Here is a 23,258-nt window from a genome sequence, read left to right as displayed (position 1 = left end):
GGTCCCTGCCGTGCGCGCCGCACCACGGTCCCGGCACCGCGCCTCTCCCTTCCGGCTCTTCCGGATCACCAACTCCTGCGTTCCCGCCTGCCGTTCAGCCGTCCGCCTGCCCGACCTTCGTCCAGGGAGCTTCGTCATGAGCCAGCCCATCGACTCCGTCACCGCCGGTCACACCCCCGAGGAATCACCCGCCGGACCCGACACCTCGGCCTGGTCCTTCGAGACCCAGCAGGTCCACGCCGGGGCCGTGCCCGATCCGGCGACCGGCGCCCGGGCGACCCCGATCTACCAGACGACGTCGTTCGTGTTCCGCGACACCCAGCACGCCGCCGACCTGTTCTCGCTCGCCGAACCCGGCAACATCTACACCCGTATCCACAACCCCACGCAGGACGTCCTCGAACAGCGGATCGCCGCGCTGGAGGGCGGTGTCGCCGCCGTCGCGCTGGCGTCCGGGCAGGCGGCGGAGACGCTGGCCCTGCTCACCCTGGCGAGCGCGGGAGACCACATCGTCTCCAGCACGTCGCTGTACGGCGGCACGTACAACCTCTTCCGTCACACGCTCCCGAAGCTGGGCATCGAGGTGTCCTTCGTGGACGACCCCGACGACGCGGAGGCGTGGCGGGCGGCGATCCGGCCGCGCACCAAGGCCCTGTTCGCGGAGACGCTGGGCAACCCCCGCGGCAACGTGCTCGACGTGCGGGCGGTCGCGGACGTCGCCCACGAGGCCGGCGTGCCGCTGATCGTCGACAACACCGTCCCCACGCCGTATCTGCTGCGGCCCATCGAGCACGGCGCGGACATCGTCGTGCACTCGGCGACCAAGTTCCTGGGCGGCCACGGCACGGCCATCGCGGGGGTCGTCGTCGACGGCGGCACCTTCGACTTCGGCGCGCACCCCGAGCGTTTCCCGGACTTCACCGAGCCCGACCCGAGCTACCACGGCCTCCAGTACTGGCCGGCCCTCGGCCCCGGCGCCTTCGCCGTCAAGCTCCGGGTCCAACTGCTGCGCGACCTCGGCCCGGCACTGTCCCCGCACTCCGCGTTCCTGCTTCTCCAGGGCGTGGAGACGCTGAGCCTGCGCATCGAACGGCACACCGAGAACGCCCTCGCGCTCGCCCAGTGGCTGGAGCAGCGGGACGAGGTCGCCGCCGTGCACTATCCGGGACTCGAGTCCAGCAGGTGGTACGAGGCGGGGCGGAAGTACCTGCCGCGCGGCTCCGGTGCCGTGGTCTCCTTCGAGCTGCGGGACGGCGTGGAGGCGGGCAGGAGGTTCGTGGACGCGGTCGAACTCTTCAGCCACCTCGCCAACATCGGCGACGTCCGCAGCCTCATCATCCACCCGGCCTCCACCACCCACAGCCAGCTCGACGAGGAGCAGTTGGCGGCCACCGGCACCTCCCCCGGTCTGGTGCGTCTTTCGGTCGGCATCGAGAACCTCGCCGACCTGAAGGCGGACCTCGACGCGGGGTTCCGCGCCGCGAAGGGCGCGTCCTCCTGAGCGCCACAGCCACGTCCTTCGAGGTTCCCCTCCCGCGGGCCACCGGTGCCTGGCAGGAGGGGGACCCGCCGGGGCGCCGCCAGTGGTACGACCTCCCGGGTCCGCTGCCTTTGGAGGCGGGCGGTGAACTGGCGGGCGTGCGGCTCGCGTTCGAGACGTGGGGGCGGCTCGCTCCGGACGCGTCCAACGCCGTTCTGGTGCTGCACGCCCTCACCGGTGACAGTCATGTCGCGGGCCCGGCCGGGCCCGGGCACCCCACACCGGGCTGGTGGGACGGTCTCGTCGGCCCGGGGCTCGCCCTGGACACGGACCGCTGGTACGTGGTGGCCCCGAACGTCCTGGGCGGCTGCCAAGGCAGCACCGGGCCCGCGTCCCGCTCCCCGGCCGGACGGCGCTGGGGCGGCGCCTTCCCGTTCCTGACCCAGCGCGATCAGGTGGCGGCCGAGGCCCGGGTGGCCGACGCGCTCGGCATCGACCGCTGGGCGCTGGTGGTCGGCGGCTCGATGGGCGGGATGCGGGCGCTCGAATGGGCGGTGTCGCATCCCGAGCGCACCGGCGCGCTCCTCCTGCTCGCCACGACGGCCGCCGCGAGCGCCGAGCAGATCGCCTGGGCCTCGATCCAGCTGCACGCCATCCGTTCCGACCCGCACTGGCAGGACGGCCACTACCACGACACGGGCCGCGGCCCCGCCGCCGGACTGGCCCAGGCCCGGCGGCTGGCCCACGTCACCTACCGCAGCGAGCCGGAGCTCCACGTCCGGTTCGGCCGCGTCCCCCAGGGCGCGGAGAATCCGTGGGACGGCGGTCGGTACCAGGTCGAGTCCTACCTCGACCACCATGCGACGAAGTTGGTGCGGCGGTTCGACGCGGGCAGCTACGTCGTGCTCTCCGAGGCGATGAACAGTCATGACATCGGGCGCGGCCGGGGTGGCGTGCGGCGCGCCCTGCGCCGGGTGAGCGCCCCGACGCTCGTGGCGGCCGTCGGCTCCGACCGGCTCTACCCACCGTCCCAGCAGGCGGAGTTGGCCTCCGGCATCCCCACGGCCGACGCCGTCCGGACGATCGACTCCCCCTACGGCCACGACGGTTTCCTCATCGAAGGAGAACAGGTCTCCTCGCTCGTCGCCGAGCTGCTTCCGCACCAGCACACCCGCTGTCCTCGGGACGGGAGCACCGCCAGGTCCTAGGTGTATTGATCACGAGCGTTGTTGACACTGGCGGGTCTTGATCATGGCGAAGACCTCCGGTGTGGTGGAGCTGTCTAGGACCGCACCACACGGAGGTCTTCATGTCCCACCGTAATGCCCGGCTGACCGTGCACGGCAGGCGCCTGCTGGTCGAACGTGTCACGTCCGGCCGCCCCGTCGCCCATGTCGCCGCCGAGATGGGCATCTCCCGAGCGACCGCGCACAAGTGGGTACGACGGTGGCGAGCCGAGGGCGAGGCGGGCCTGGCCGACCGCTCCAGCAGGCCGTTGACGACACCACACCGCACGGCGGCCGCGATCGAGGGCCGCGTCTGCGACCTGCGCCAGTCCCGCAAGCTGGGGCCCGCGCGGATCGGCCCCATCCTGGGTCTGCCCGCCTCGACCGTCCACCGCATCCTGACCCGCCACCGCCTGAACCGTCTCGCCTGGACGGACCGGCCCACCGGCACGGTGATCCGCCGCTACGAACGCGAACGCCCCGGCGAACTGATCCACGTCGACGTCAAGAAACTGGGCCGGATCCCCGACGGCGGCGGCCACAAAGTGCACGGCCGCGACGCCGGCCGGCCCATCCGCGGCATGGGCTTCGACTACGTCCACTTGGCCGTCGACGACCACTGCCGCCTCGCCTACAGCGAGATCCATCCTGATGAGAAGGTCGCGGCCTGCGCGGCCTTCCTGACGCGGGCCGCCGCGTTCTTCGCCGAGATGGGCATCACCCGGATCGAGCGCGTGCTGACGGACAACGCGTGGGCCTACCGCAAGGGCCTGGCCTGGAAGAACGTCCTGGCCGAGCTCGGCGCGAGGGGCAAGCTCACCGCGCCTACCGACCGCAGACCAACGGCAAAGTCGAACGCTTCAACCGCACCCTGGCAGACGAGTGGGCCTATCTGCGGCCCTACACCTCGAACGACGAGCGAACAGCGGCCCTGGCAGACTTCCTCCACACCTACAACCACCACAGCTGCCACACCGCACTCGGCGGCCAGCCACCAATCAGCCGCGTCAACAACGCTGCGAGTCAATACACCTAGGGCGGGGTGACGACACGCAGTGCGGCGGCCGCTTCGCGGGCGCGCGCAGCGCCCTGGCGGTGTTCGGCGGCTTCAGGGGCACGGCCGCGCTGTTCGCACTCGCGGGCCAGGGCGTCCTCGGCTTCCGCCAGTGCCGCGATCGCCTCGGTGGCTTGTTCCCTGAGCCGGACGGCTCGGCTCCGCCGGGTCTGCAACGGCTCCGGGCCCTGCCCGGACATCCGTACGCGGGCGGCCTCGATCTCCCGGTCGACGGCGGCCTGTTCCCGCAGATCCGTCTCGTCCTTGCGCCGCAGCGTCTCCCGGTCGCGGTGCAGTCGCTCCTGGCCGGCGGCCAGCAGGCCCTGCGAGCGGACGAGCTCTTCGTACGAGCGTTCCCGCGCGCCGGCCGTCGGATCCCCTGCCGCACGGTGTCGTGCGTCGAGGCGCCTCTCCCGGGCGGCGAGCTTCTCCTCCCAGGTACCCGCGTCGGCCTCCCGGTCGTCCGCGACGGCCTCACGCGCGTCGGCCGCTGCCTCGCGATCATCGGCGATGGCTTCCCGCCGGTCGGCGGCGGCCTCGCGATCGTCCGCGACAGCCTTCCGCCGGTCGGCCGCGGCGTCGCGGAGATCGGCGGTGCGCGCCCGCTCCGCGTCCGCCCGCCGGCGATCGTCAGCGTGCTCGCGCGTGTTCTCGGCCGGCGCCCCGGGGTCGGCGTCGGACGGCCCGTCCAGCGCGTCAGTGCCCATAACGGCAGTATGCCTCTCCCAGCGCCCCGCGGTCCGGCGAGCGGGCTTCGGCCTCGCAGAGGACGTGAACGCGGTCCGGGGAGTCAGCCGCGCGGGAGGGCCCGTCGCTTGCCCCTCACCCGCACGTCAAGGGTTAGCGTCCGCGCAGCGTGCTCGGTCCACCGCTCCGGAGGTCAGCCATGTCCCCCTCGTCACTCGGTCGCGAGATCCATCTGGTCAGCAATCCCCCGGGGCTGCCGGCCCCGGAGCACTTCCGGATCGCCGAGGTTCCCGTACCTCGCCCCGCTCGCGGTCAACTCCTCGTGCGCAACCGGCAGTTCCTCGTCTTCGCCGGGCTGCGCACGCTGGTCTCGCGCCAGGGCGAGGGGTTCCCGATTCCGCCGCTGAAGCCGGGAGAGCCCTTGATCGGGCCGGCGCTCGGCGAGGTGGTGGCGGCGGGACCGGAGGCCGGTGACGTACCGGTGGGAACTCTGGTGACGCATCTTCTGGGCTGGCGGGAGTTCGCGGTGGTCGACGCGGACGCGGTACAGGTGGTGCCGGCCGGGCATCCCGATCCGGTGGCACTGCTGTCCACGGCGTCCGCAGCGTACGGGGCGCTGACCCGTCTGACCCGGTTGCGCGAGGGTGAGACGGTTCTGGTGACGGGCGCGGCGGGCGGGGTCGGCTCGCTGGCCGGGCAGGTGGCCCGACTCCTCGGTGCCGGACGGGTGGTGGGCACGACCCGCAGCCCCGGCAAGGCCGAACGGCTGCGCCAGGAACTCGGGTACGACGCTGTCGTGGTGCCCGGAACGGACCCGCTGGCCGACCGGCTCGCCGAGGCCGCACCGGACGGCTACGACGTGATCGTCGACAACGTCGGGGGTGAACAGCTCGCCGCGGCCCTGGAGGTGGCGCGGCCCGGCGCCCGGGTGGGCCTGGTCGGCGCGCTGTCGGGGCAGTTCGACCCCGTGCTCTCCGGCGGCACCTCACCCGCGCCGATCGACACGTACCTGCTGATCAGGCAGTCGGTGTCGCTGCTCGGCTACCAGGGCGGCGATCATCCCGGTGTGGAGGAGGAGTGGCGCGAGAAGCTGGCGGACTGGCTGCGCGCGGGGGACATCGTCTATCCGTACGTGACGCTGCCGGGCATGGACCGGGCACCCGGAGCGTTGCAGGAACTGCACCAGGGGCGGCACTTCGGCACCCTGGTGGTGCGGATCTGACCGGAGCGGGCCACGAGGGGGACCTGGGATGCGTATCGGAGACGCCGCGGCCGCCGCGGGCACCACCCCACGCGCACTGCGCTTCTACGAGGAGCGCGGTCTGCTCCCGCCTCCGCTCCGCACGACGACCGGCCAACGGGTCTACGCCGAGCGGGATCTGGCCCGGATCCGCGCCGTCCGGCGCCTGCTCTCCCTCGGCCTGACCGTCGAGGACGTGCGTGCCTGCGCGGACCGCATCGACCTGCTCCTGGCCGACCCCGGCCGGCGGTGCGGCACGCCCGCCCCCGGCGAGGCACCGGGCGTCGTGCAACTGCGGATCGACGCCCTCGACGCGGAGATCACCCGGCTGACCGCGCTGCGCGACAGCCTCGCCCGCCGGATCGCGGCGCCCGAGCCGGCCGGGCCCGCGGCCCCCTGACGGCATGCGGCGTCACCGGGCAGCGTTCACAGCAGGGCGATCAGCCGCTCGCAGGCCTCGACGCACGCCGTGGTGGCTTCGACGCACAAGCGGCAGTGGTCGTGCATCAGTTCGTGCTCACGGCATTCGCGTTCGCAGCGCAGACAGGCGCTGGTACAGCTCTGCAGCAGGGTGATGAGGCCCTCGCGGTCGGCGTGCGCGCTCTGGCGGAGGAGGGTCGAGGCGGTCGCCGCGCAGATCGCAGCGCAGCTCTCCGCGGCCGCCGCCGCGCGGGACAGTCGCGCCGGGTCCTCCTCGGAGAGACAGCCGTCGGCGCACGCCGTACAGGCCGCCGCACAGCCCAGCGCGGCTTCCACCGCCCGGGCGAGCGCCTCGCCCCTCTCCGCCGTCGCGGAGAGGGGGTGAGCCTGGAGAAGGTTCTCGGCAGAGAGCATGAGCTTTCGTCTCCTGAGTCGATGGGGTGCGGAGCCGGGACAACGACCGTCGGCCCACTCATCGTGTTCGATGGACCGGACGTCCGCCACCGGTCATGAGGCCGGGGCCGGGGTGAGCTCGCGGATGTGGGGCACGGCGCGGCTGAGCCCGAAGACCCCTGCGGCGATCAGCACCGCTCCGGCCGCCTCCGGCAGGAGGAACCAGCCCGTGCGGATCGTCTCTCGGAACACGAAGATCCCGAGCAGCAGGCTGACGGTCGCGTCGCCGATGGTGAGCGCGGGCTGGGAGGCCGCCAGCGATCCCGCCTGGAGGGCGTTCTCCAGCAGCAGGACGGCGGCCACGCCGGTGACGGCGAATCCGTACGTCTGCCAGCTGGTGAGGAACGCGACCGGCCCGTGGTCGGAGAAGGTCCCGGTCGCCGACTTGAGCAGGGCCGCGGTCAGGGCGTTGGCGACCGCCGACGCGATGCCCAGGCAGGCCGCCCTGACCAGCGGCGAGGAACGGCCGCGTGCCACGAGCAGGGCCGCGCCGACAGCCCCGAGGCAGACGATCAGAGCGGGAATCCACCGGGTCATCGGTGCGTCGCTGGAACTGCCCGACGGCGCGGCCGCGCCCAGCAGCAGCCCGAGGCCGGCGACGACGCTCGCCACGGCCCACCAGCCCACGGCGGGGAGCCGCCGGTGCAGCAGCGGCATCGCGATGATCAGCGCGAACGGCAGTTCCAGCACGAACAGGGGCTGGACCAGCGCCAGCGGCCCGAAGACGAGGGCCAGGGCCTGAAAGAGCGCCGCGCCGATCACACCGGCGATTCCGGCCACCCACGCAGGTTGCCGCACGAGAGCGAGCAGCAGCCGCAGGCCGCCGCCCTCGGGGACGGTGGCGGCGGCCTTCCGCTGGAAGGCCGTTCCGGCGGCGTTGCTGGTCGCCCCGAGAACGGCGAAGACCACGGCGAAGAGGAGCACGTCCGCGATGCTGCCCGAGGTCCGCAGGCCCGGCATCCGGGCCTGTCGACATCACTCGAACAGACCAGTGATGACGGCTGCCCGGTATCGCACGAGCGCGGTGTGCGTTTGCGTGGTCCACGGACCGGGTCACCCTCCCGCTTGTCCGGCACGAGCGCCCGGAGTCCGCGTCGGCCGTGCATCCGGCCGACGCGTCCCCTTAGTCACCGGCATCCCGGTGACTCCCGAAGTTCTCCCCCGGAGGCAGTCATGCCCATCTGCACCACCCGCGACGGCGTTGACATCTTCTACAAGGACTGGGGCAGCGGCCGTCCGGTCGTCTTCATCCACGGCTGGCCGCTCAACGGCGACGCCTGGCAGGACCAGCTCAAGGCGGTCGCGGACGCCGGCTTCCGCGGCATCGCGCACGACCGCCGGGGCCACGGCCGCTCCACCCCGGTGTACGACGGCTACGACTTCGACACCTTCGCCGACGACCTCGACGACCTCATCACCGGTCTCGACCTCCGGGACGTGACGCTCGTCGCGCACTCGATGGGCGGCGGCGAACTCGCCCGCTACATCGGTCGGCACGGTACGTCGCGGGTGAAGTCCGCCGTGCTCCTGTCGGCGATCCCGCCCCTGATGATCCAGGGCCCCGACAATCCCGAGGGCGTGCCGGGTTCGGTCTTCGACTCGATCAAGGCCGGGATCATCAACGAGCGGTCCCAGTTCTGGAAGGACACGGCGGAGGGCTTCTTCTCCGCCAACCGGCAGGGCAACAAGGTCACCCAGGGCAACAAGGACGCCTTCTGGTACATGGCGATGGCGCAGACCATCGAGGGCGGCGTCGACTGTGTCGACGCCTTCGGGTACACCGACTTCACCGAGGACCTGAAGAAGTTCGACGTCCCGACGCTCCTGGTGCACGGTGACGACGACCAGATCGTCCCGATCGACGCCACCGCGCGCAAGGGGGCGAAGATCATCCCGGACGCCACCCTGAAGGTCTACGAGGGCGGTTCGCACGGCATCGCGATGGTCCCCGGCGACAAGGAACGGTTCAACCAGGACCTGATCGACTTCCTCAAGTCCTGACCGACTCGGCAGCGGGGCCCGGGCCGACGGCCTGGGCCTTGGCCGTCATGTCCGCGGCGAGCGGGCTGCCCAGCGACTGAAGCAGCGCCGCCGCCCGCAGCCAGCCGGCGCGCGCCTGCTCCTCGTCCCCCAGGTGCAGGTGGGCGGCCGCGAGGCGGTCCAGTACGTCCGCCTGGTTGTAGGGGTCGAAGACCTCTTCCAGGATGGCCAGGCTCTTCCGGTAGTCCGCGATCGCGCCGCCGACGTCACCCAGGCTCTGCCGGGCGTACCCGATGCTGTCCCATGTCGCGGCCTCGTCGCAGAGGTTCCCGTTGGACTGGAAGACGGGGAGCGCCTCCTCGCAGCAGGCGAGCGCCTCCTGGTACTCGCCGATCTGGACGAGGCGCCAGCCGAGGTCGTTGAGGGCGCGGGCGACGTCGTTGCGCTGCGGGAGCGTGCGGTAGACGGCGAGAGCGTTGCGGGAGTGGCGCACGGACTCCGCGTGACGGCGCAGGCGGTGCAGCACCCACGCCAGATTGTGCTCGGTGTGGGCCCGCATCTTCGGGTCCAGCCGGTCCAGTTGTGCGCGCATCAGCTCCACCTGCTCATCCACCAGGTCGTCCTGGCCGGTCAGCACCAGCGCGCGGGCCAGGGGCGCGCTGGTCTTCGCGATGGCGCTCGGGTCGTCCAGTACGAGGGCCGCGTCGAGGCCGATGCGCTGGATCGTGAGCTGCTCGGCCCAGCGGCCGGTGACGATGAGATAGCTCTGCCAGGTGTGGATCAGCTCGATGCGGGGGCGCAGCAGCCGGGGATCGTCCCCGCCGGTGTGCAAACCGGCCGTGACGGCCGCGTCCTCCTGGTGGAACCAGTCCATCGCCTCGGCGCGGTCGGCGATCGCGACCTGTACGACGCCGGGCGCCGGGCTGTGGGGCGGTTCCTCCCAGGGGCGGGTGTCCATGATCAGCCTGGCGGTGTGCGCGTTGTGGCGCAGGTAGTCGAGGAGCCGTGTCTCGGCACCGGAGCGGTCGTCCTGTTCCCGCTCCAGGAGTTCGGCGCCGTAGGCCCGGACGAGGTCGTGCATCACGTAGCGCCCTTCGGCGTCACGGGAGAGGAGGCTGGCCGAGACCAGTTCGCGCAGATACCGCCGGGCGGTCGGCATCCCGACCGCCGCGAGCGAGGCGGCGGCCTCGGTGGACACGGCCGGTCCGGGATGGACCGCGAGGTGCCGGAAGAACCGTGCGCTGTCGGCGGTCAGCGCCCGGTAGGACCAGGAGAACACGGCGCGTACGTCGACCTGTTGGTCATCGGTCGACAGGGCGTCGAGCCGCGGCAGCGACTCCAGCAGCTCGTGGACGCCGCGGCTCAGGGCCATCCGCGGCGCGGCGCTCAACTGCGCGCCGACGATGGCGACGGCGAGGGGCAGGAATCCGCACAGCTCCACCAGCCGGGCGGCGGCCTCCGGTTCCGCCCCGCACCGCTCCTCCCCGATTCTGGCGGCCAGCGCGGCCAGGGCCTCGTCCCGTGTCCACACGTCGAGGCTGATCCGGGAGGCACCCTCGCTCGCGGCCAGCCCGGACAGTTGGTTCCGTGAGGTGATGATGGTCAGACAGCCGGCGGAGGCGGGCAGCAGCGGCCGCACCTGCTCGGCGTCCCGCGCGTTGTCCAGGACGACGATCAGCCTCCGGGACGAGCACTTCTCGCGGAACAGAACGCTGCGCGCCTCCACGGTGCTGGGCATCTCGCCGCTGGGCACTCCGAGGGCGCTCAGGAAGCGGCCGAGGGCCTCCTCGGGGTCCATGGGCCGTCCCGACGCCTCGAAGCCGCGCAGGTTCACATAGAGCTGGCCGTCGGGAAAGCCGTCGGCGATCCGGTGCGCCCAGTGCACCGCCAGCGTCGTCTTGCCCACGCCCGCCATGCCGCCGACGGCGCCGATGACGACGTGCGCTCCCCGTACGGAGATCTGCGAGGTGATGTGGCGGGCGGCCGTCATCGCCTCGTCCCTGCCACGGAACACCGCCGGATCGGGGGGAAGCTGCCGGGGCACCTCTTCGGTGCGCCGGACGGAGGCCCGGGTGAGGGCCTGCCGCCTGCTGTCGTCCAGGGCGAGGGCGTCCATCAGCTCGCGCAGGGTCGCCTGGCGCGGCACGCTCTTGCCGCGCTCCATGTCGCTGATGGCACGGACGCTCACGCCCGAGGCCTCGGCGAGGTTCTCCAGCGTCAGCAGCGAACGCTGCCGGGCCTCGCGCAGCAGTCGGCCAAAAGGCTTCTCGTCCATGTCCACCCCGGAGCGTCGTCAGGTTGCCGATATGGATTGAACACCACAGCAACGTGACGTGTTCACGGCCCGTCCCGCCGGGCGGTGTGCGAGGTGGAGCAGGTCGGCCGGGCGAGCGGGCGAAGAGGTCCGGCAGGGGTCGCCCCACCGGGGTCCCGGACGCCGCCCCCGCACATCTCGCCACGCGTCTCGCGCAGGAACAAGGGGCGGGAGCCGGCATCGGCACGACGGCCCTCAGACGACGTCGAATTCGTTGCCCTCGGGGTCCTGCATGGCGGTGGCGTAGAACCCCGCGTCGGGCTCGTCCTTGATCCGCAGCACGGTGGCGCCGGCCGTGACCAGTCGGTCCACGGTGGCCTTGACCCGCCCGATGCGGACGTCGAGCGGGACGTCACGGCCCCCACCGACCTTCAGGTCGAAGTGCCACCGGTTCTTGGCGGCCTTCGGCTCCGGTACCTGCTGGAACCAGACTCTCGGGCCGCGTCCCTCGGGGTCGACGATCGACTCCGGGATGTCCCCGGCACCGGCGGGCAGTTCCTCCTCGGGCACGCCCACCGACGCCCAGTACGCGCGCCACGTGTCGTGCCCGCCCGGCGGGGGCTCGGGCACGTAACCCAGGGCCTCGGCCCAGAAGGCCACCATTCGCTGCGGATCGGCGCAGTCGATCGTCAGTTGCACGGTCATCTCCATGCGCGGAGCGTCTCAGGCGGGTCTGACAATCGGTCCGCGGTCCGGCATCGCTCGCCGACGGCGGGCTCCCCCGGGGCCGTCCCTCCCCAGTGCTCAAAATGAACCCGCTCCGGAACCGGCGGAGCGGAATCCCTACGTCCGCACACCGGGAAAGCCGATACTTCATGCCGGGACATCAGGCGGCTTCCCACGCTCCGGTGCCCGCCCGATCCGGCGGACCGTCCCGGCACGTCCCGATCGCCCCCACCGGCGCGGCAGTTGCGCGGCGGCGGGGCTTCTTCGACGCCGCGCGTTGCGGGCCGCGCACGGCATGTGGCCGAGCGAGCACACCCGTAGACGAAGGGACCCATCATGACCGCTCCGCTTCCCGTGGTGTTCATCCACGGACTCTGGCTGCACGGTTCGTCCTGGCAGCCCTGGATCGACCTGTTCCGCAGCGAGGGCTACGAGCCGTCCGCGCCCGGCTGGCCCGGCGACCCGGACACCGTCGAGGAGGCGCGCCAGAACCCGGAGAGCATCGCCGACCACGGCATCGACGACGTCGTCGAGCACTACGCGCACCTGATCGCGGCCCTGCCGAGGCGGCCCGTCCTGATCGGGCACTCCTTCGGAGGCATGATCGCGCAGAAGCTGCTCGGCCAGGACCGCGCCGCCGCGGCGGTCGCGATCGACGCCGCGCAGATCAAGGGCGTTCTGCCGCTGCCGCTGTCCGCGCTGAAGGTGACGTTCCCCGTCTTCAAGAACCCCGCCAACAGGCACCGGTCCATCTCGTTGACCGAGGAGCAGTTCCGGTTCGCCTTCGGGAACGCGATCCCGGAGGAGGAGTCGACGGGTCTGTACGAGCGCTGGAGCATTCCGGCGCCGGGAAAGCCGCTGTACGAGGCCGCGTCCGCCAACTTCAACCCGCACTCGGCGGCCAAGGTCGCCACCGGAAACAGCGGGCGCGGTCCGCTGCTGCTCATCTCCGGCGGCAAGGATCACACGGTGCCCGAGTCCGTCACCCGCGCCACCCTCAAGCAGTACCGGCACTCCGAGGCCGTCACCGACATCCTCAACTTCCCCGACCGCGGGCACTCCCTGACGATCGACAGCGGCTGGCGGGACGTGGCGACCACCGTGCTCGACTGGCTGCGCGAGCACAGCCCGGAGGAGGGACGATGAGCGGCCACCCATCCCCGGCCACGGGTCCCGCCGGTGCGTCCAGGGGCCTGGCCGGACGGACCACCGTCGTCACGGGCGCCGGGCGCGGGATCGGGCTGGCCGTCGTCGAGGCCTTCCTCGCGGCCGGCTCCCGTGTGGTCGCGGGGACCAGAGAACGCACCGAGGCCCTGGAGCGGCTCGTGAAGCAGGGGGCCGAACTCACCGTCGTGGAGGCCGATCTCGCGCTGCCCGACGCCCCGGCGGCGCTGATCGCCGAGGCCGTCGCCGTCCACGGGGGAATCGATGTCCTGGTGAACAACGTCGGGGCGGTGCGTCCGCGGCCGGCGGGGTTCCTGAGCGTGACGGACGAGGAGTGGGAGTGGACGTTCACGATCAACTTCATGGCGGCCGTCCGCGCCACCCGGGCCGCCCTGCCCCACCTGCTCGCCACCGGCGCGGGCCGCATCGTTACCGTGTCGTCGGTCAACGCCCGGCTGCCCGATCCGCTCGTCATCGACTACTGCGCGGCCAAGGCGGCGCTGACCAACTTCTGCAAGGCCCTGTCCAAGGAGGTGGGGCCGCGCGGGGTGCGGGTGAACACCGTCGGGCCGGGACCGGTGGAGACGGCGCTGTGGCAGGGTGACGGCGGCGTGGCCGCCACCGTCGGCCGGTCGCGGGGCGTCGATCCCGCGGAGGTGGCCCGCGGCGCGGCGGCCCAAGCGGCGACCGGGCGCTTCACCCGCCCGTCGGAGGTCGCCGATCTCGTCGTGCACCTCGCCGGTCCTTCCGGGGCGAACATCACCGGCGCCGACTTCGTCATCGACGGAGGTCTCGTCGACTCCCTGTGACAGCCCCTTCGGCCGGTCCCGGTGGCCGCGTACGTACGACGGACGCGGTCCCCGCACAGGGGCGGCATCCGGCTCAAGCGGCGCGCTTGCGCACCCGTTTCCCCTCCAGGGGCGGCGCCGTGACGGCCCCGTGGGTCCGGCATTCCGGACGGGCGCAGCCCGGTGCGGGACGGCGTACGAGGGTGAACGCCAGCGCCGAGCCGACGACCAGGACCGCCGCGCAGATCGGCATGGCCCGCCGGAACGACGAACCGAAGGCGTCCGCCGACCGATACGCCTCCGCGCCCATCCCGGTCAGCAACGGAAGCGCGGCGACGGCGACGAGACCCGCCACGCGCGCCGCCGCGTTGTTGATGCCGCTGGCCAGGCCCGCCCGGGAGGCGTCGACGGAGCCGAGCACCGTGGACGTCAGGGGCGCGACCAGGACGACCATGCCGGTGCCCATCACCAGTACGGCGGGCAGCACGTCCGTGAGGTAGTCGGCGTGCTGCCCCACCCGGAGCATCAGCAGCATCGCCGCCGCGCACAGCAGCGGCCCCACGGTCAGCGGGATGCGCGGGCCGATCCGGTCGGCCAGGGCACCGGAGCGGGCCGAGAACAGCAGCATGAGGGCCGTCGTCGGCAGCAGCGCGCTTCCGGCGGCCAGCGGCGAGTAGCCCGCCACCACCTGCAATTGCAGCGCGGTGAGGAAGAAGAAGCCGCCGAACGCGGCGTACACGCACAGCGTGACCAGGTTGACGGCCGTGAACTGGCGTGAGGCGAAGATGTCCGGCGGCAGCATCGGATCGGCCCGGTGCCGCTCCACGTAGACGAAGGCGACGGCGGCGAGCACCCCTGCCACCGCGCAGAGCGCCACCGCCCAGGATCCGCCGCGGGCCTCGATGAGCGCGTAGGTGATCAGGGCGAGCGCGACGGCTCCGAGGGCCGCCCCCAGCACGTCGAATCGTTCGTGGCGCCGTCCGTCCGACGACTCGGGTACGTGGCACAGGGCGACCGGGACGCACAGCAGGGCGAGCGGGATGTTCAGGAAGAAGACCCAGCGCCAGCCCGGGCCGCCGACCAGATAGCCGCCCAGGAACGGTCCGACGGCCGAGCCGATGCCGCCGAACCCCGACCACACGCCGACCGCCCGGCTGCGGTCGTCCGGGTGGAACGACGCCTGGATCAGCGCGAGCGAGCCGGGCCCCAGCAGTGCGCCGCCGACTCCTTGCAGGGCGCGCGCGGCGATCAGCACTTCGGCGTTCGGCGCGAGCCCGCACATCAGCGACGCCGACGCGAACCACACGACTCCGATCACGAAGATCCGCCGCCGGCCGTAGGAGTCGCCGAGGGATCCGCCGAGCAGGATCAGCCCGGCCAGGGTCAGCATGTAGGCGTTGACCGTCCATTGCAGGCCCGCGAGTTCGGCGCCCAGGTCCTCGCCGATGCGGGGCAGCGCGACGTTGACGACGGTGGAGTCCAGCATGGCCATGCTGGATCCGAGCACGGTGGTGAGCAGGATCCATTTGCCCTGCGACGAGGCCAGCCGGACATTCGACATGCCCCAGGTATACAGCGCCGTGCCGCCTGTGCGAGGGAGCGGCGGACGGCGGGACCGTGCGCCGCGAAGTCGACACACCGCCGCTCCGCATGTCCCCTCAGCACCAGACGCCTTTTGTCATATATTGCGCTGGTTTGATCCTCCGGTTCGGTTCACTGTCGAAAGGCTCTCCGTGCACCCTGTCTCCCGTCGCGTCGCGTCCGTGGGCACCGGCCTCCTGATCTGCGCCGCGCCACTGGCCGCGGCTCCGGTCGCCGCCGGCGCCACCACTCCCCACGCCGTCGTGGCCTCGGCCCCGCAGCAGGCTCCGAAGCCGACGCTGTCGGCCAAGGCGACGGTGAAGTCCGCCAAGGCCTGGCAGGAGTTCCGTGTCTACGGCTCCTCCACGCGCATGGCCGCCGGCACCCGCGTCACCCTGCAGCAGTTGCAGAAGAAGGGGTGGGTCAGCCTCCCGATCCACATGAACACCACCCGCAGCCACACCTACAACCTGCGGGTGAAGCTGGGCATCAAGGGCCTCAACAAGATCCGGATCGCGGGCGGCGGGGCCGTCTCCAACACCGTTCAGGTCACCATCCGTTAGAGCCTTTCCGGCGGATCAGGGCGCGTCGGATCGGTCCGCGCCGTTCCGTGCCGGAGAGCGGGGTCCGGTGCGTGCGGGTGGACGGCGGAGGAGGGCGGGCGTCGACGCGGAGCGTCGGCAACCGGCGACGAGGCCGCGGTCGGGCGTGACGTGCCCCGCGCCCACGACAAGATCCGCCGGACAGACCCTGGGGCGGGCGGAACGGGCCGAGCCTCCTCTGTCATGACCGGCTTGCCGGTCCACAACAGGGGAGGCTCGGCCGTCGGGGCACCCGGTTCCCTGCGGGTTCCCGTGCCGGCGGGAACCCGCACGGAGGGCGCCTTCAGGCGGGCACGCCGTCAGATGCCGCAGGACGACGCGGACCAGTAGCGCGAGCTCTGGCTGCCGAGGTGGGCGTGTGTGCTGTGGCCGGGGTAGCCCGGGCCGAGGATCTCGTTGAAGCCGTGGTTGCGGGCCTGCTTGACGATCTCGCAGTACGAGGGGGTGACGACGAGGTCGATGCCGCGCCCGTAGAGATGGTTGCTGTTGGCCGCGCCGCCGACCGCGTTGTTGCAGGCGTGCGAGCGGAAGCCGCTGCTGGTGGTCAGTGCGCGGTCGCCCAGCGCGTGCCGCAGTGCCTCCAGCTTCCACATCGCCTGCAGCGCGTTCGCCTTCGCGGCTGCCGCCGATACCGCGCCGCCGGACCAGTCCGCGTTGCACCGGTTCATCTCGGCGTAGGTGAAGTGCGCCGGGGTGCAGTCGCCGTCCTGGAGGGCGTAGAGCTTGCTGAAGGTCTGCGCTCCCGCGATGCCGTCCGCCGACAAACCGTAGGCCTGCTGGAAACGGGTGACGGCGGCCTTGGTGCCCGGACCGAACTCCCCGTCGACCGCGAGGACGGCACCGTATCCGGGGTATCCGGCGACCCGGATCTGCAACTGCCGCACATCCTCACCGCTGGCGCCCTGGCTCAGGGTCCGGGTCCAGGTGTAGCAGTCGTCGGCGTGCGCGGTACCCGTGGTGGCCGCCGCACCCAGCATCGAAAGCGACGCGAGCATGACAAGCGTGAGAAGCGTACGGAGATGGCGTCTTAACACGGTGCCTCCCGAGGTGAATGCCACAGAGAATCAAGGATCCCTGACAGTGCCCGGCGCCGCTACGCGCGTCAATAGGGCCGACACTCGGGCCACCTGGGCCCGCGAGGAACTCGCGGGCCGCGCTCCTCAGACAGGCCCACGTGGCAGCTTTCCCATGTGCTGGTGCATGAACAAGACCTGCGGCGCGCCCACCAGATGCCGCGCGCGTTCCTCGACCATGCGCCGCACGTGCGGCTGGCCCTCGTGGGAGAGGAAGGCGCGTTCGTCGGCGTAGAGCTCGTAGAAGACCCGCACCAGCGGCTGCCCCTCGGGCGTGTGGACGGCGTACACGAGCGTGTCCGGTTCATCGGCGATGCCTTCGAGCGTCTCGGCGACGAGGGCGTCGAAGGCCTCGGCGGACTCCGCGGAGCGCAGTTCGAAGACGACGTTCAGCGCGTACGGCGTCGGTCCTGGCTGCTCGGGAAGGGCACTGAGGTCGCGGCTCATCTGCAGCGCTTCACGTCGCGTGATCTCGGGTTCCATCTCCCCCTCATGCCCCCGCGGGCCCGCCTCAACTGTCGGCGATCCCCGCGGTTCTCTCCGGTGTGCAGTCCGGCGGCTCACGCTCGCGCGAGATCGGCGCGCCGGGTTCGAGCCGGTCCAGTGCGCTGGACCGGCCGAAAGAACTTCTCTCCCTGAGGGGGGAGTTCACGGGCTCAGGGGCGCTTGGCCCGCAGTGACGCGGGCAGGGTCCAGCGCGCCCGCTTCGACGTGGTGGCCTGGTCCGTGTCGGACGCGACCGGCTTCTCGGCGCCGGACGCGGAATCGGCGGACCGCTTGCGCCGCCAGAGTCCGGCCGGCCGCTCCTCGGCCACCACGGGCTCGGGGCGGCGGGGGTGCCACCAGCGCACACGGCGGGGGTGCAGCGCACGGCCGAGCCTGCGGCCCAGGACGAGGTAGCCGAGGAAGGCGCCCGCCGAGTTGAGGATCACGTCGTCGATGTCGAACGCCCGCCCGGTGACCAGCAGTCCCTGCGCCGTCTCGACGGTGAGCATCACCAGGGCCGTCATCAGCACGACGCGGACCAGGCCACGGGTGCGCGGGAAGAGCACCGGCAGCAGGAAGCCGAACGGCACTCCCAGCACGATGTTTCCGCCCACCTGTTTCACGGTGTCCCGCCAGTCCGGCTGATCGAAGTACAGCCGGATGGAGCTGCCCGGGTGCAGGTTCGTATGGGTCATCGACACGGACGCCGGCGAGGGCACGAGCGTGGCCCTCGCCAACGCCACGGCGAATGCCACCATGCAGACGAATCCCAGCGCCATGACAAAGGCGCGCGCCAACTTCCAACCCCATGTGTGCCGTCGTAGCCTCGGCTCGCGTTCCATGGGCTTCCAGATGCCCCGAGGTTCACTCTCTACGCGCGGGTTCCGCGCACGCGGCGCCCGCGCGCCTTCGTCACGGCGCGGTGAGCGTGAGCAGGTGGTCGAGGACGCCCGCGTCGGCCTTCACGCCGTCGTGGAGATGGGTGTCCGAGACCCAGGGGCGCAGGCCGCGGATACGGGACGCCGTCTCCAGGGACTGGTCGTGGTCGACGAACATGTCCTGGAGGTAGACCGCCGCGGCGGCCGGGACCGTGTTGGACGACAGACGGTCCAGGTCGTAGAGGGCGGGCCAGTCCGTGCGGTGGGCGAGGGCGTCCGCCGTCGCCTTCAGCGGGGCGAGCGCCGGATCCTCGTCGAACATCCAGGGGTACATCATCTCGCCGGTGAAGTGCAGCGGACCGCCGCCGGCCGCGTCGAACTCGGGGAACTCGTCCCGGATCCGGTGCGCCGACCACGCCGTGGCCCGGCCGCCCTGGGCGTAGATCGCCTCGTGCAGGACCGCGTACAGGGGGCGCGACGCCAGGGAGACCACCGCGTCGACGCCGCGCAGGAACGGGTCGGAGAGCGCGGGCCCGTGCGGCCCCGGCACGAACGCGCACTCCAGGAGGTAGTGCAGGGTGTCGAAGCCCGACGAGGTGCCGAAGGTGATGCCCAGCGTCTGGAACCGGCGTACCGACAGGCGCTCGCCGGACGGCATCCGGACGTCGTGGTCGGCGAGGTGCGCGGCGACCCGCTCGGCCAGTGCCCGGTCGGCCGGATACCGGTCGAAGTAGCGGGAGTTGGCCGTGCCGGTGCGCCGGTACGCGGCGCGGTAGACGTCGTCGGCGTGGGCGGTGAGGGTGGGCAGGCCGCCCGTGATCAGGGCCCGGGCAAGTCCCTCCGGAGCGAGGCTGAGATAGGTGAGCGTCGCGAAACCGCCGAAGCTCTGGCCGAGGACCGTCCAGGGGCGATCGCCCTGGAGCCGTCGGCGCACCCGTTCCGCGTCGCGGACGATGGAGTCCGCCCGGAAGTGGGTGAGATACGTCGCCGCGTCGGAACGTGCGGCGAGCGTGGTGCGGTCGGCCGGCGCGGAACGGCCGGTGCCGCGCTGGTCGAGGAGGACGACGCGGAAGTCCTGGAGGGCGCGGCGCAGCCAGGCGCCCGCCGCGTTGGGGCGTTCCGCGCGCCCGCCGGGACCGCCCTGGAGCCAGAGCAGCCGCGGCAGATCGCGACCCTCCATGCCCTCGGCGACGACTTCGCGGGCGAAGACGGAGATGCTCGGCCCGTCGGGGCGGGCGTGGTCGAGCGGTACGTCGAGGGTGTGGTCGGTGCAGACGAGGCCGCTGTGGCGGTACGTGATCTGGTCGTCGGTCAAGTCCGGCTCCTTGGGCGGGCGGTCGGTCGGGGTGGGGCGGGGGTGCCGGCGGTCAGTAGCCGGCGACGCCCAGCTCGCGGCAGATCTTCACGAGGTCGGGGTGCACGTACACGCCGTCCTTCTCGATGCACTCGCCGTCGAGGTAGATCGACGGGCCGAGGATCGAGCCGTCGGTGTGCGCGGCGGACACCCACGGCTCGCCGCCGATCCAGGCGCCCTTGGTGCCGATGCCCAGCTCGACGCAGCCGAAGACGCGCTCGTCCTCGACGATGCGGCCGGTGGGCGCGGGCACGCCCGGGTTGAAGCCGAGCGACCAGTGGGCGACGCGGTACATGTTCGGGTCGTCCCAGGACTCCATCCAGCGGCGGAAGATCTCCGCGTCCTGGCCCTCGCCGTCGATCTTGGTGACGACGCCCTTCTCGACGGTGCAGCGGACCGGGGAGCGCAGCAGGCCGAGCTGGTCCGGCGGCCACAGGGCGCCGTCGAAGACGAGGACGCCGTCCTGGGTCTCCTCCAGGGGGTTCCAGGAGATCTGGCCGGAGAGCATCACGGTCTCGCCGGGCTTCTCGGCGGGCTTGCCGCGCAGGTTGATGGGGCGGTCGCCGTTGCGGCCGGTGATGTCGGTGCCGTTGGCGGAGGTGATGCGCACCTCGTCGGCCTGCTCCAGGAGGTGGACCAGTGCCTTGCCGAGCCGGATGACGCCGTCGAAGTCGGGGCGGCCGACGGTCGCGACGAGCATGTGCACGTCCATGGCGGTCAGGTTGGTGTAGCGGCAGCCGTTGGCCATGGCGCGGCGGAACGCGTCGGAGTGCATGACGTAGGAGACGGCGAACTCGATCCACACGTCGGCGTCCGCGATGGCGCCGGCGACGGGACGCGGGGGCTCCATCGACGAGCTGGGCATGGTCTCGGACCAGACGACGACGGGGTGCGCCCCGGCGGCCGCGACGGCCTGCGCGGTGGCGTCGACGACGCGGCGGTCGCTGCTGGTGTCGCCGGTGAGGACGACGTGCTCGCCGGGCTTGACGAGCATGACCTGCTCGACGAGCTTGCGGGCGGCGAGGGCGAGTTCGAAGCTCAGGTACTCGGCACGGGGCTCGAGCCGGCTGAACATCTCCATGGGAATCTGTCTCCTTGAGGTGGTGCGTGTGGGAGAAGGTGGTTCGGGGGGCGGGGTCAGCTCGCCTTGACGATCTGGGCGGAGTCGCCCAGGGAGCTGCCCGCGATGAGGCCGGCGCCGACCAGGTTCAGCTCCTCGTCGGCGCGCGGGCCGCGCCACTTGCGGTAGCCGACGCGCACGGCGAGCGCGCCGAGGACCATCCAGCAGGCGTTCGGGGTGAGGATCAGCAGGCCGGTGGCGAGCATGACGCCCATCTGCCGCTTGGTGCCGCCGATCAGCTGGATCAGGGCGCCGGGAATGGCCCACAGCAGCAGGGTGCGCAGCACGCCGGGCTCGCCCAGGCCGTTCTTGACGGTGTCGGCGTAGACCTTGGCGACGGGCGGGATGAGGCCCTGCTTGAAGTACGACTGCCAGAGCACGGCGACGACGGCGAGCGCGGCGGCGAAGCCGATGAGGGCGGCGCGGAACTGCTCACGGCGGCCCTCACGCTCGTACGGGTCCCAGGGCCGGTGGTCGCGGCGCAGCAGCCACCCGGCCTTGAGGTCGTAGCCCATGTCGGCGAAGGCGGGCCCGGTGGCGGACACGTAGCCGACGAGCAGTGCGAGCGGCACCGACGGAATGCCGATGAGCAGGCCGAGGACCAGGAAGATCAGGGTGACGGCGAAGGAGGGGAACCAGCCGGACTGCATCGCGGCGAGGCCGACGATCAGCTCGTGCACGAGGGCGGCGAACGCGGCGAACAGCACCCAGCCGATCAGGCCCAGCGGGCTCATGTCGCCGATCAGGCCGCCGAGGACGGCGAGCAGGACCGCTCCTGCGACGAAGAGGGCGTAGCCGCGCAGGAGGGAGCGGCGCAGTTCCTTCTCGTCGACCGTGTACGCGGTCGTCTCGTCCCGCTCTGCCGGGGCGGGACCGGCGTGGGACTGCTCCTGCCGGGCCGGGCGTCGCCGGACCAGCATGAAGACGGCCTGGCCGAGGGCGACGACGCCCGCGCCGACCATCACGCCGTGCGGCACGTACCCGGCGCCGAGGTCGGTGTGGAACAGGTCGGGGCTGAACTCGCGCAGGCCGAGGCCCACGCCGAACATCAGCAGCGCCCAGACGTTGCCGAGGAAGGCGACGCCGGCGGCGGACAGCGGCAGGCTGAAGAGGGTGCCGCCGAGGCCGACGAGGGTGCCCGCGCCGAGGACGAGGGCCCGCTTGCCGCCCTTGTCGCCGGCCTTGATGGTCTCCGCCGCCGCCTGTCCGGGGGGCCAGGCCGCGTCGGCGGGCAGCAGCCGGGAGCCGAAGGAGCGGTACAGCACCCAGGTGTCGATGAGCAGGCCCGCGAAGGAGCCGATGAGCATCGGCCACACCAGGTCCTTGCGCCCGAAGACGTACGGCACCGCGATCGAGGTGAGCAGCGCGTTGGCGGAGGCGAAGGTGGCGGCCGAGATGGCGCTCTGGGCGAGGTTCTGCCGGTGCACCGAACGCATCGAGCGCAGCCCTGCGAGCGGGATGCGGCCGATGAGCATGGCGATCAGGGCGCCGACGACCGAGGTGTTGGCGGAGATGCCCAGCTTGGCGACGAGGTCCGCGCCGATGACGGCTCCCACGACGGAGAGCACGGCGAGGACGATGAACACGACGGGTTCGGTGACCCTCGGGTGACCGGCGCCGGAGGAGGTGACGCCGGAGCCGGCGGGCGGCGGCGCGGTGGCCGACGGCGAGGTGTGGTGCGACACGGGAACACCCCTTGGTGGGTGGGCCCACTCCGGAACGGGGTCCGGGGCGGGACTTTTCGGGCAGGCAGCGGCAAGCCGCGTACTCCGGTGCGGGTCACGTCGTACGGGCGTGTGGTCCGGCGGTCGGTGCCGCCGGGCCGGGTCAGGAGCCGAAGGCGGCCGTGGCCTCCTCGGCTCCGGCCCGGACGAGTTCGGTGATGCGGTCGGTGGCGCGGGTGACGCGGTGCGCGGGGCCGATGACGGTGAGCGAGGCGGCGATGGTGCCGGCCTGGAACACCGGGGCGGACACGGCGGCGACGGCTTCGTCGTACTCGCCGTGGCTGACGCTGTGCCCCTGGGCGCGCACGTCGGCGTACCGGGTCAGGAGGGCGTCGAGGTCGGTGACGGTGTGGTCGTTGAAACGCTGGAGCGGGGTGGCTCCGAACAGGCGCCGGAGCTCCGCCTCGGGGTAGTGGGCGAAGATGGCGTGGCCGGAGGCGCCCGCGTGGCCCGGCATCACGGCGCCGACGATCGCGGTGTAGCGGACCGGGCCGGTTCCGTCGACGGCGGCGGCGCACCGGTATCCGGCGCCCTGCGGCACGTTCAGCACCACGCTCTCGCCGGTCTCGCGCAGGAGTGCCGCGAGGATCGGCCGGACCAGCGACGGCAGCACCCCGCTGTGTTCACCGGCGCGGGCCAGCCGGGAGACGGCGGGGCCGAGCCGGTAGCGGCGGGTGGTGGTGTCGCAGGTCAGGAAGGAGCGGGAGGCCAGCGTGGTGAGGATGCGCTGGGCGACCGCCTTGTCCCAGCCGTGCCGGCGCGCCATCTCGCTGACGCCCCACTCGGGGCGCCGCTCGGTGAACGACAGCAGGGCGAGCAGGGCGCGGTCGGCCCCCTGAAGGACGCCGGGTTGCGGTGGGGCGAGCGCGTCGGCCTCGTCGGGCCGGTCCGCCTGGTGGGCGGTTTCGTCGGCGGTCGCGCCGTTCGCCTGTGCTGCCGGCATCGCCTCGCTCCTTTCCGTCGCCTGC

21 protein-coding genes and 1 pseudogene are annotated in these 23,258 nt (G+C 72.2%); 9 read left to right on the top strand and 13 right to left on the bottom strand.

What is annotated here, in order from left to right:
* Nucleotides 1-136: 136 nt before the first annotated feature.
* From ABII15_RS37935 to ABII15_RS37925, 3 genes and pseudogenes are all read left to right on the top strand, one after another.
* On the top strand, nt 137-1,501 hold the full coding sequence (locus ABII15_RS37935; RefSeq protein WP_353946839.1) for a bifunctional o-acetylhomoserine/o-acetylserine sulfhydrylase: 1,365 nt from the start codon (nt 137-139) through the stop codon (nt 1,499-1,501).
* Nucleotides 1,498-2,688, top strand: a complete 1,191-nt coding sequence (locus tag ABII15_RS37930) for a homoserine O-acetyltransferase (RefSeq protein WP_353947320.1) — start codon at nt 1,498-1,500, stop codon at nt 2,686-2,688. Before ABII15_RS37935 ends, ABII15_RS37930 begins: the two co-directional genes overlap by 4 nt.
* Nucleotides 2,689-2,789: 101 nt before the next feature.
* Nucleotides 2,790-3,742 (top strand): annotated as a pseudogene (locus tag ABII15_RS37925) (IS481 family transposase).
* Here ABII15_RS37925 and ABII15_RS37920 read toward each other — a convergent pair.
* Nucleotides 3,739-4,467 carry a hypothetical protein gene (locus ABII15_RS37920; protein ID WP_353946838.1) on the bottom strand — a complete coding sequence of 243 codons (729 nt, stop codon included), beginning with the start codon at nt 4,465-4,467 and terminating at the stop codon, nt 3,739-3,741. The pseudogene ABII15_RS37925 and the gene ABII15_RS37920 sit on opposite strands and share 4 nt — an antisense overlap.
* A gap of 179 nt (nt 4,468-4,646) precedes the next feature.
* Between ABII15_RS37920 and ABII15_RS37915 the strand changes: the two genes are divergently transcribed.
* Nucleotides 4,647-5,669, top strand: a complete 1,023-nt coding sequence (locus ABII15_RS37915) for an NADP-dependent oxidoreductase (protein ID WP_353946837.1) — start codon at nt 4,647-4,649, stop codon at nt 5,667-5,669.
* A 28-nt stretch (nt 5,670-5,697) separates the two neighbouring features.
* Entirely contained in the window at nt 5,698-6,087 is a 390-nt protein-coding gene (locus tag ABII15_RS37910; RefSeq protein WP_353946836.1) for a MerR family transcriptional regulator, read from the top strand.
* 26 nt (nt 6,088-6,113) lie between these two features.
* Here ABII15_RS37910 and ABII15_RS37905 read toward each other — a convergent pair whose 3' ends face one another.
* Complete coding sequence (locus ABII15_RS37905; RefSeq protein ID WP_353946835.1) at nt 6,114-6,521, bottom strand: four-helix bundle copper-binding protein; 408 nt, start codon at nt 6,519-6,521, stop codon at nt 6,114-6,116.
* 93 nt (nt 6,522-6,614) lie between these two features.
* Complete coding sequence (locus tag ABII15_RS37900) at nt 6,615-7,484, bottom strand: DMT family transporter (RefSeq protein WP_353947319.1); 870 nt, start codon at nt 7,482-7,484, stop codon at nt 6,615-6,617.
* A 249-nt stretch (nt 7,485-7,733) separates the two neighbouring features.
* Between ABII15_RS37900 and ABII15_RS37895 the strand changes: the two genes are divergently transcribed.
* A complete protein-coding gene (locus ABII15_RS37895; protein ID WP_353946834.1) occupies nt 7,734-8,561 on the top strand; it encodes an alpha/beta hydrolase in 828 nt (275 codons plus the stop codon).
* On the opposite strand, the gene ABII15_RS37890 is transcribed toward ABII15_RS37895, so the two are convergent.
* Both ABII15_RS37890 and ABII15_RS37885 read right to left on the bottom strand, forming a co-directional pair.
* Complete coding sequence (locus ABII15_RS37890; RefSeq protein ID WP_353946833.1) at nt 8,551-10,815, bottom strand: tetratricopeptide repeat protein; 2,265 nt, start codon at nt 10,813-10,815, stop codon at nt 8,551-8,553. The two genes, ABII15_RS37895 and ABII15_RS37890, sit on opposite strands and share 11 nt — an antisense overlap.
* 234 nt (nt 10,816-11,049) lie before the next feature.
* Nucleotides 11,050-11,505, bottom strand: coding sequence for a VOC family protein (locus tag ABII15_RS37885; RefSeq protein WP_353946832.1), 456 nt, complete (start codon nt 11,503-11,505; stop codon nt 11,050-11,052).
* 351 nt (nt 11,506-11,856) lie between these two features.
* Here ABII15_RS37885 and ABII15_RS37880 point away from each other — a divergent pair, with 351 nt between their 5' ends.
* Nucleotides 11,857-12,666, top strand: a complete 810-nt coding sequence (locus tag ABII15_RS37880; RefSeq protein WP_353946831.1) for an alpha/beta fold hydrolase — start codon at nt 11,857-11,859, stop codon at nt 12,664-12,666.
* Nucleotides 12,663-13,493, top strand: a complete 831-nt coding sequence (locus tag ABII15_RS37875) for an SDR family NAD(P)-dependent oxidoreductase (protein ID WP_353946830.1) — start codon at nt 12,663-12,665, stop codon at nt 13,491-13,493. The genes ABII15_RS37880 and ABII15_RS37875 overlap by 4 nt, the downstream gene beginning before the upstream one ends.
* 73 nt (nt 13,494-13,566) lie before the next feature.
* Here ABII15_RS37875 and ABII15_RS37870 read toward each other — a convergent pair whose 3' ends face one another.
* Nucleotides 13,567-15,033, bottom strand: coding sequence for an MFS transporter (locus ABII15_RS37870; protein WP_353946829.1), 1,467 nt, complete (start codon nt 15,031-15,033; stop codon nt 13,567-13,569).
* 202 nt (nt 15,034-15,235) lie between these two features.
* Between ABII15_RS37870 and ABII15_RS37865 the strand changes: the two genes are divergently transcribed.
* Nucleotides 15,236-15,616 (top strand): hypothetical protein, encoded by a 381-nt coding sequence (locus tag ABII15_RS37865; protein ID WP_353946828.1) that lies wholly within the window; start codon nt 15,236-15,238, stop codon nt 15,614-15,616.
* 338 nt (nt 15,617-15,954) lie between these two features.
* On the opposite strand, the gene ABII15_RS37860 is transcribed toward ABII15_RS37865, so the two are convergent.
* The 7 genes from ABII15_RS37860 to ABII15_RS37830 all read right to left on the bottom strand — a co-directional run bounded on the left by ABII15_RS37860 (nt 15,955) and on the right by ABII15_RS37830 (nt 23,233).
* The gene (locus tag ABII15_RS37860; protein WP_353946827.1) at nt 15,955-16,689 is read right to left on the bottom strand and encodes a D-Ala-D-Ala carboxypeptidase family metallohydrolase; all 735 of its coding nucleotides are present in this window, start codon (nt 16,687-16,689) and stop codon (nt 15,955-15,957) included.
* Between the two features lie 126 nt (nt 16,690-16,815).
* Nucleotides 16,816-17,211, bottom strand: coding sequence for an antibiotic biosynthesis monooxygenase (locus tag ABII15_RS37855; protein ID WP_353946826.1), 396 nt, complete (start codon nt 17,209-17,211; stop codon nt 16,816-16,818).
* A 173-nt stretch (nt 17,212-17,384) separates the two neighbouring features.
* Nucleotides 17,385-18,056 carry a VanZ family protein gene (locus tag ABII15_RS37850; protein WP_353946825.1) on the bottom strand — a complete coding sequence of 224 codons (672 nt, stop codon included), beginning with the start codon at nt 18,054-18,056 and terminating at the stop codon, nt 17,385-17,387.
* A 70-nt stretch (nt 18,057-18,126) separates the two neighbouring features.
* On the bottom strand, nt 18,127-19,407 hold the full coding sequence (locus ABII15_RS37845; RefSeq protein ID WP_353946824.1) for an alpha/beta fold hydrolase: 1,281 nt from the start codon (nt 19,405-19,407) through the stop codon (nt 18,127-18,129).
* Between the two features lie 52 nt (nt 19,408-19,459).
* Entirely contained in the window at nt 19,460-20,527 is a 1,068-nt protein-coding gene (locus ABII15_RS37840; protein ID WP_353946823.1) for a hypothetical protein, read from the bottom strand.
* 56 nt (nt 20,528-20,583) lie between these two features.
* The gene (locus ABII15_RS37835) at nt 20,584-22,251 is read right to left on the bottom strand and encodes an OPT/YSL family transporter (protein ID WP_353946822.1); all 1,668 of its coding nucleotides are present in this window, start codon (nt 22,249-22,251) and stop codon (nt 20,584-20,586) included.
* A 142-nt stretch (nt 22,252-22,393) separates the two neighbouring features.
* Complete coding sequence (locus ABII15_RS37830; protein ID WP_353946821.1) at nt 22,394-23,233, bottom strand: IclR family transcriptional regulator; 840 nt, start codon at nt 23,231-23,233, stop codon at nt 22,394-22,396.
* Nucleotides 23,234-23,258: the final 25 nt, after the last annotated feature.

The sequence above is a fragment of the Streptomyces sp. HUAS MG91 genome, from assembly GCF_040529335.1.
GTDB lineage: Bacteria > Actinomycetota > Actinomycetes > Streptomycetales > Streptomycetaceae > Streptomyces > Streptomyces tabacisoli.
Note: the sequence above shows the minus strand (reverse complement) of the source record. Positions and strands in the feature narration are given on the sequence as shown.

What these genes read in the sequence shown, in the direction of transcription:
- ABII15_RS37830 (WP_353946821.1), bottom strand. Translation starts at nt 23,233, where the DNA reads ATGCCGGCAGCACAGGCGAACGGCGCGACCGCCGACGAAACCGCCCAC.
- ABII15_RS37915 (WP_353946837.1), top strand. Translation starts at nt 4,647, where the DNA reads ATGTCCCCCTCGTCACTCGGTCGCGAGATCCATCTGGTCAGCAATCCC.
- ABII15_RS37875 (WP_353946830.1), top strand. Translation starts at nt 12,663, where the DNA reads ATGAGCGGCCACCCATCCCCGGCCACGGGTCCCGCCGGTGCGTCCAGG.
- ABII15_RS37905 (WP_353946835.1), bottom strand. Translation starts at nt 6,521, where the DNA reads ATGCTCTCTGCCGAGAACCTTCTCCAGGCTCACCCCCTCTCCGCGACG.
- ABII15_RS37880 (WP_353946831.1), top strand. Translation starts at nt 11,857, where the DNA reads ATGACCGCTCCGCTTCCCGTGGTGTTCATCCACGGACTCTGGCTGCAC.
- ABII15_RS37885 (WP_353946832.1), bottom strand. Translation starts at nt 11,505, where the DNA reads ATGGAGATGACCGTGCAACTGACGATCGACTGCGCCGATCCGCAGCGA.
- ABII15_RS37890 (WP_353946833.1), bottom strand. Translation starts at nt 10,815, where the DNA reads ATGGACGAGAAGCCTTTTGGCCGACTGCTGCGCGAGGCCCGGCAGCGT.
- ABII15_RS37920 (WP_353946838.1), bottom strand. Translation starts at nt 4,467, where the DNA reads ATGGGCACTGACGCGCTGGACGGGCCGTCCGACGCCGACCCCGGGGCG.
- ABII15_RS37870 (WP_353946829.1), bottom strand. Translation starts at nt 15,033, where the DNA reads ATGTCGAATGTCCGGCTGGCCTCGTCGCAGGGCAAATGGATCCTGCTC.
- ABII15_RS37935 (WP_353946839.1), top strand. Translation starts at nt 137, where the DNA reads ATGAGCCAGCCCATCGACTCCGTCACCGCCGGTCACACCCCCGAGGAA.
- ABII15_RS37895 (WP_353946834.1), top strand. Translation starts at nt 7,734, where the DNA reads ATGCCCATCTGCACCACCCGCGACGGCGTTGACATCTTCTACAAGGAC.
- ABII15_RS37850 (WP_353946825.1), bottom strand. Translation starts at nt 18,056, where the DNA reads ATGGAACGCGAGCCGAGGCTACGACGGCACACATGGGGTTGGAAGTTG.
- ABII15_RS37910 (WP_353946836.1), top strand. Translation starts at nt 5,698, where the DNA reads ATGCGTATCGGAGACGCCGCGGCCGCCGCGGGCACCACCCCACGCGCA.
- ABII15_RS37840 (WP_353946823.1), bottom strand. Translation starts at nt 20,527, where the DNA reads ATGGAGATGTTCAGCCGGCTCGAGCCCCGTGCCGAGTACCTGAGCTTC.
- ABII15_RS37855 (WP_353946826.1), bottom strand. Translation starts at nt 17,211, where the DNA reads ATGGAACCCGAGATCACGCGACGTGAAGCGCTGCAGATGAGCCGCGAC.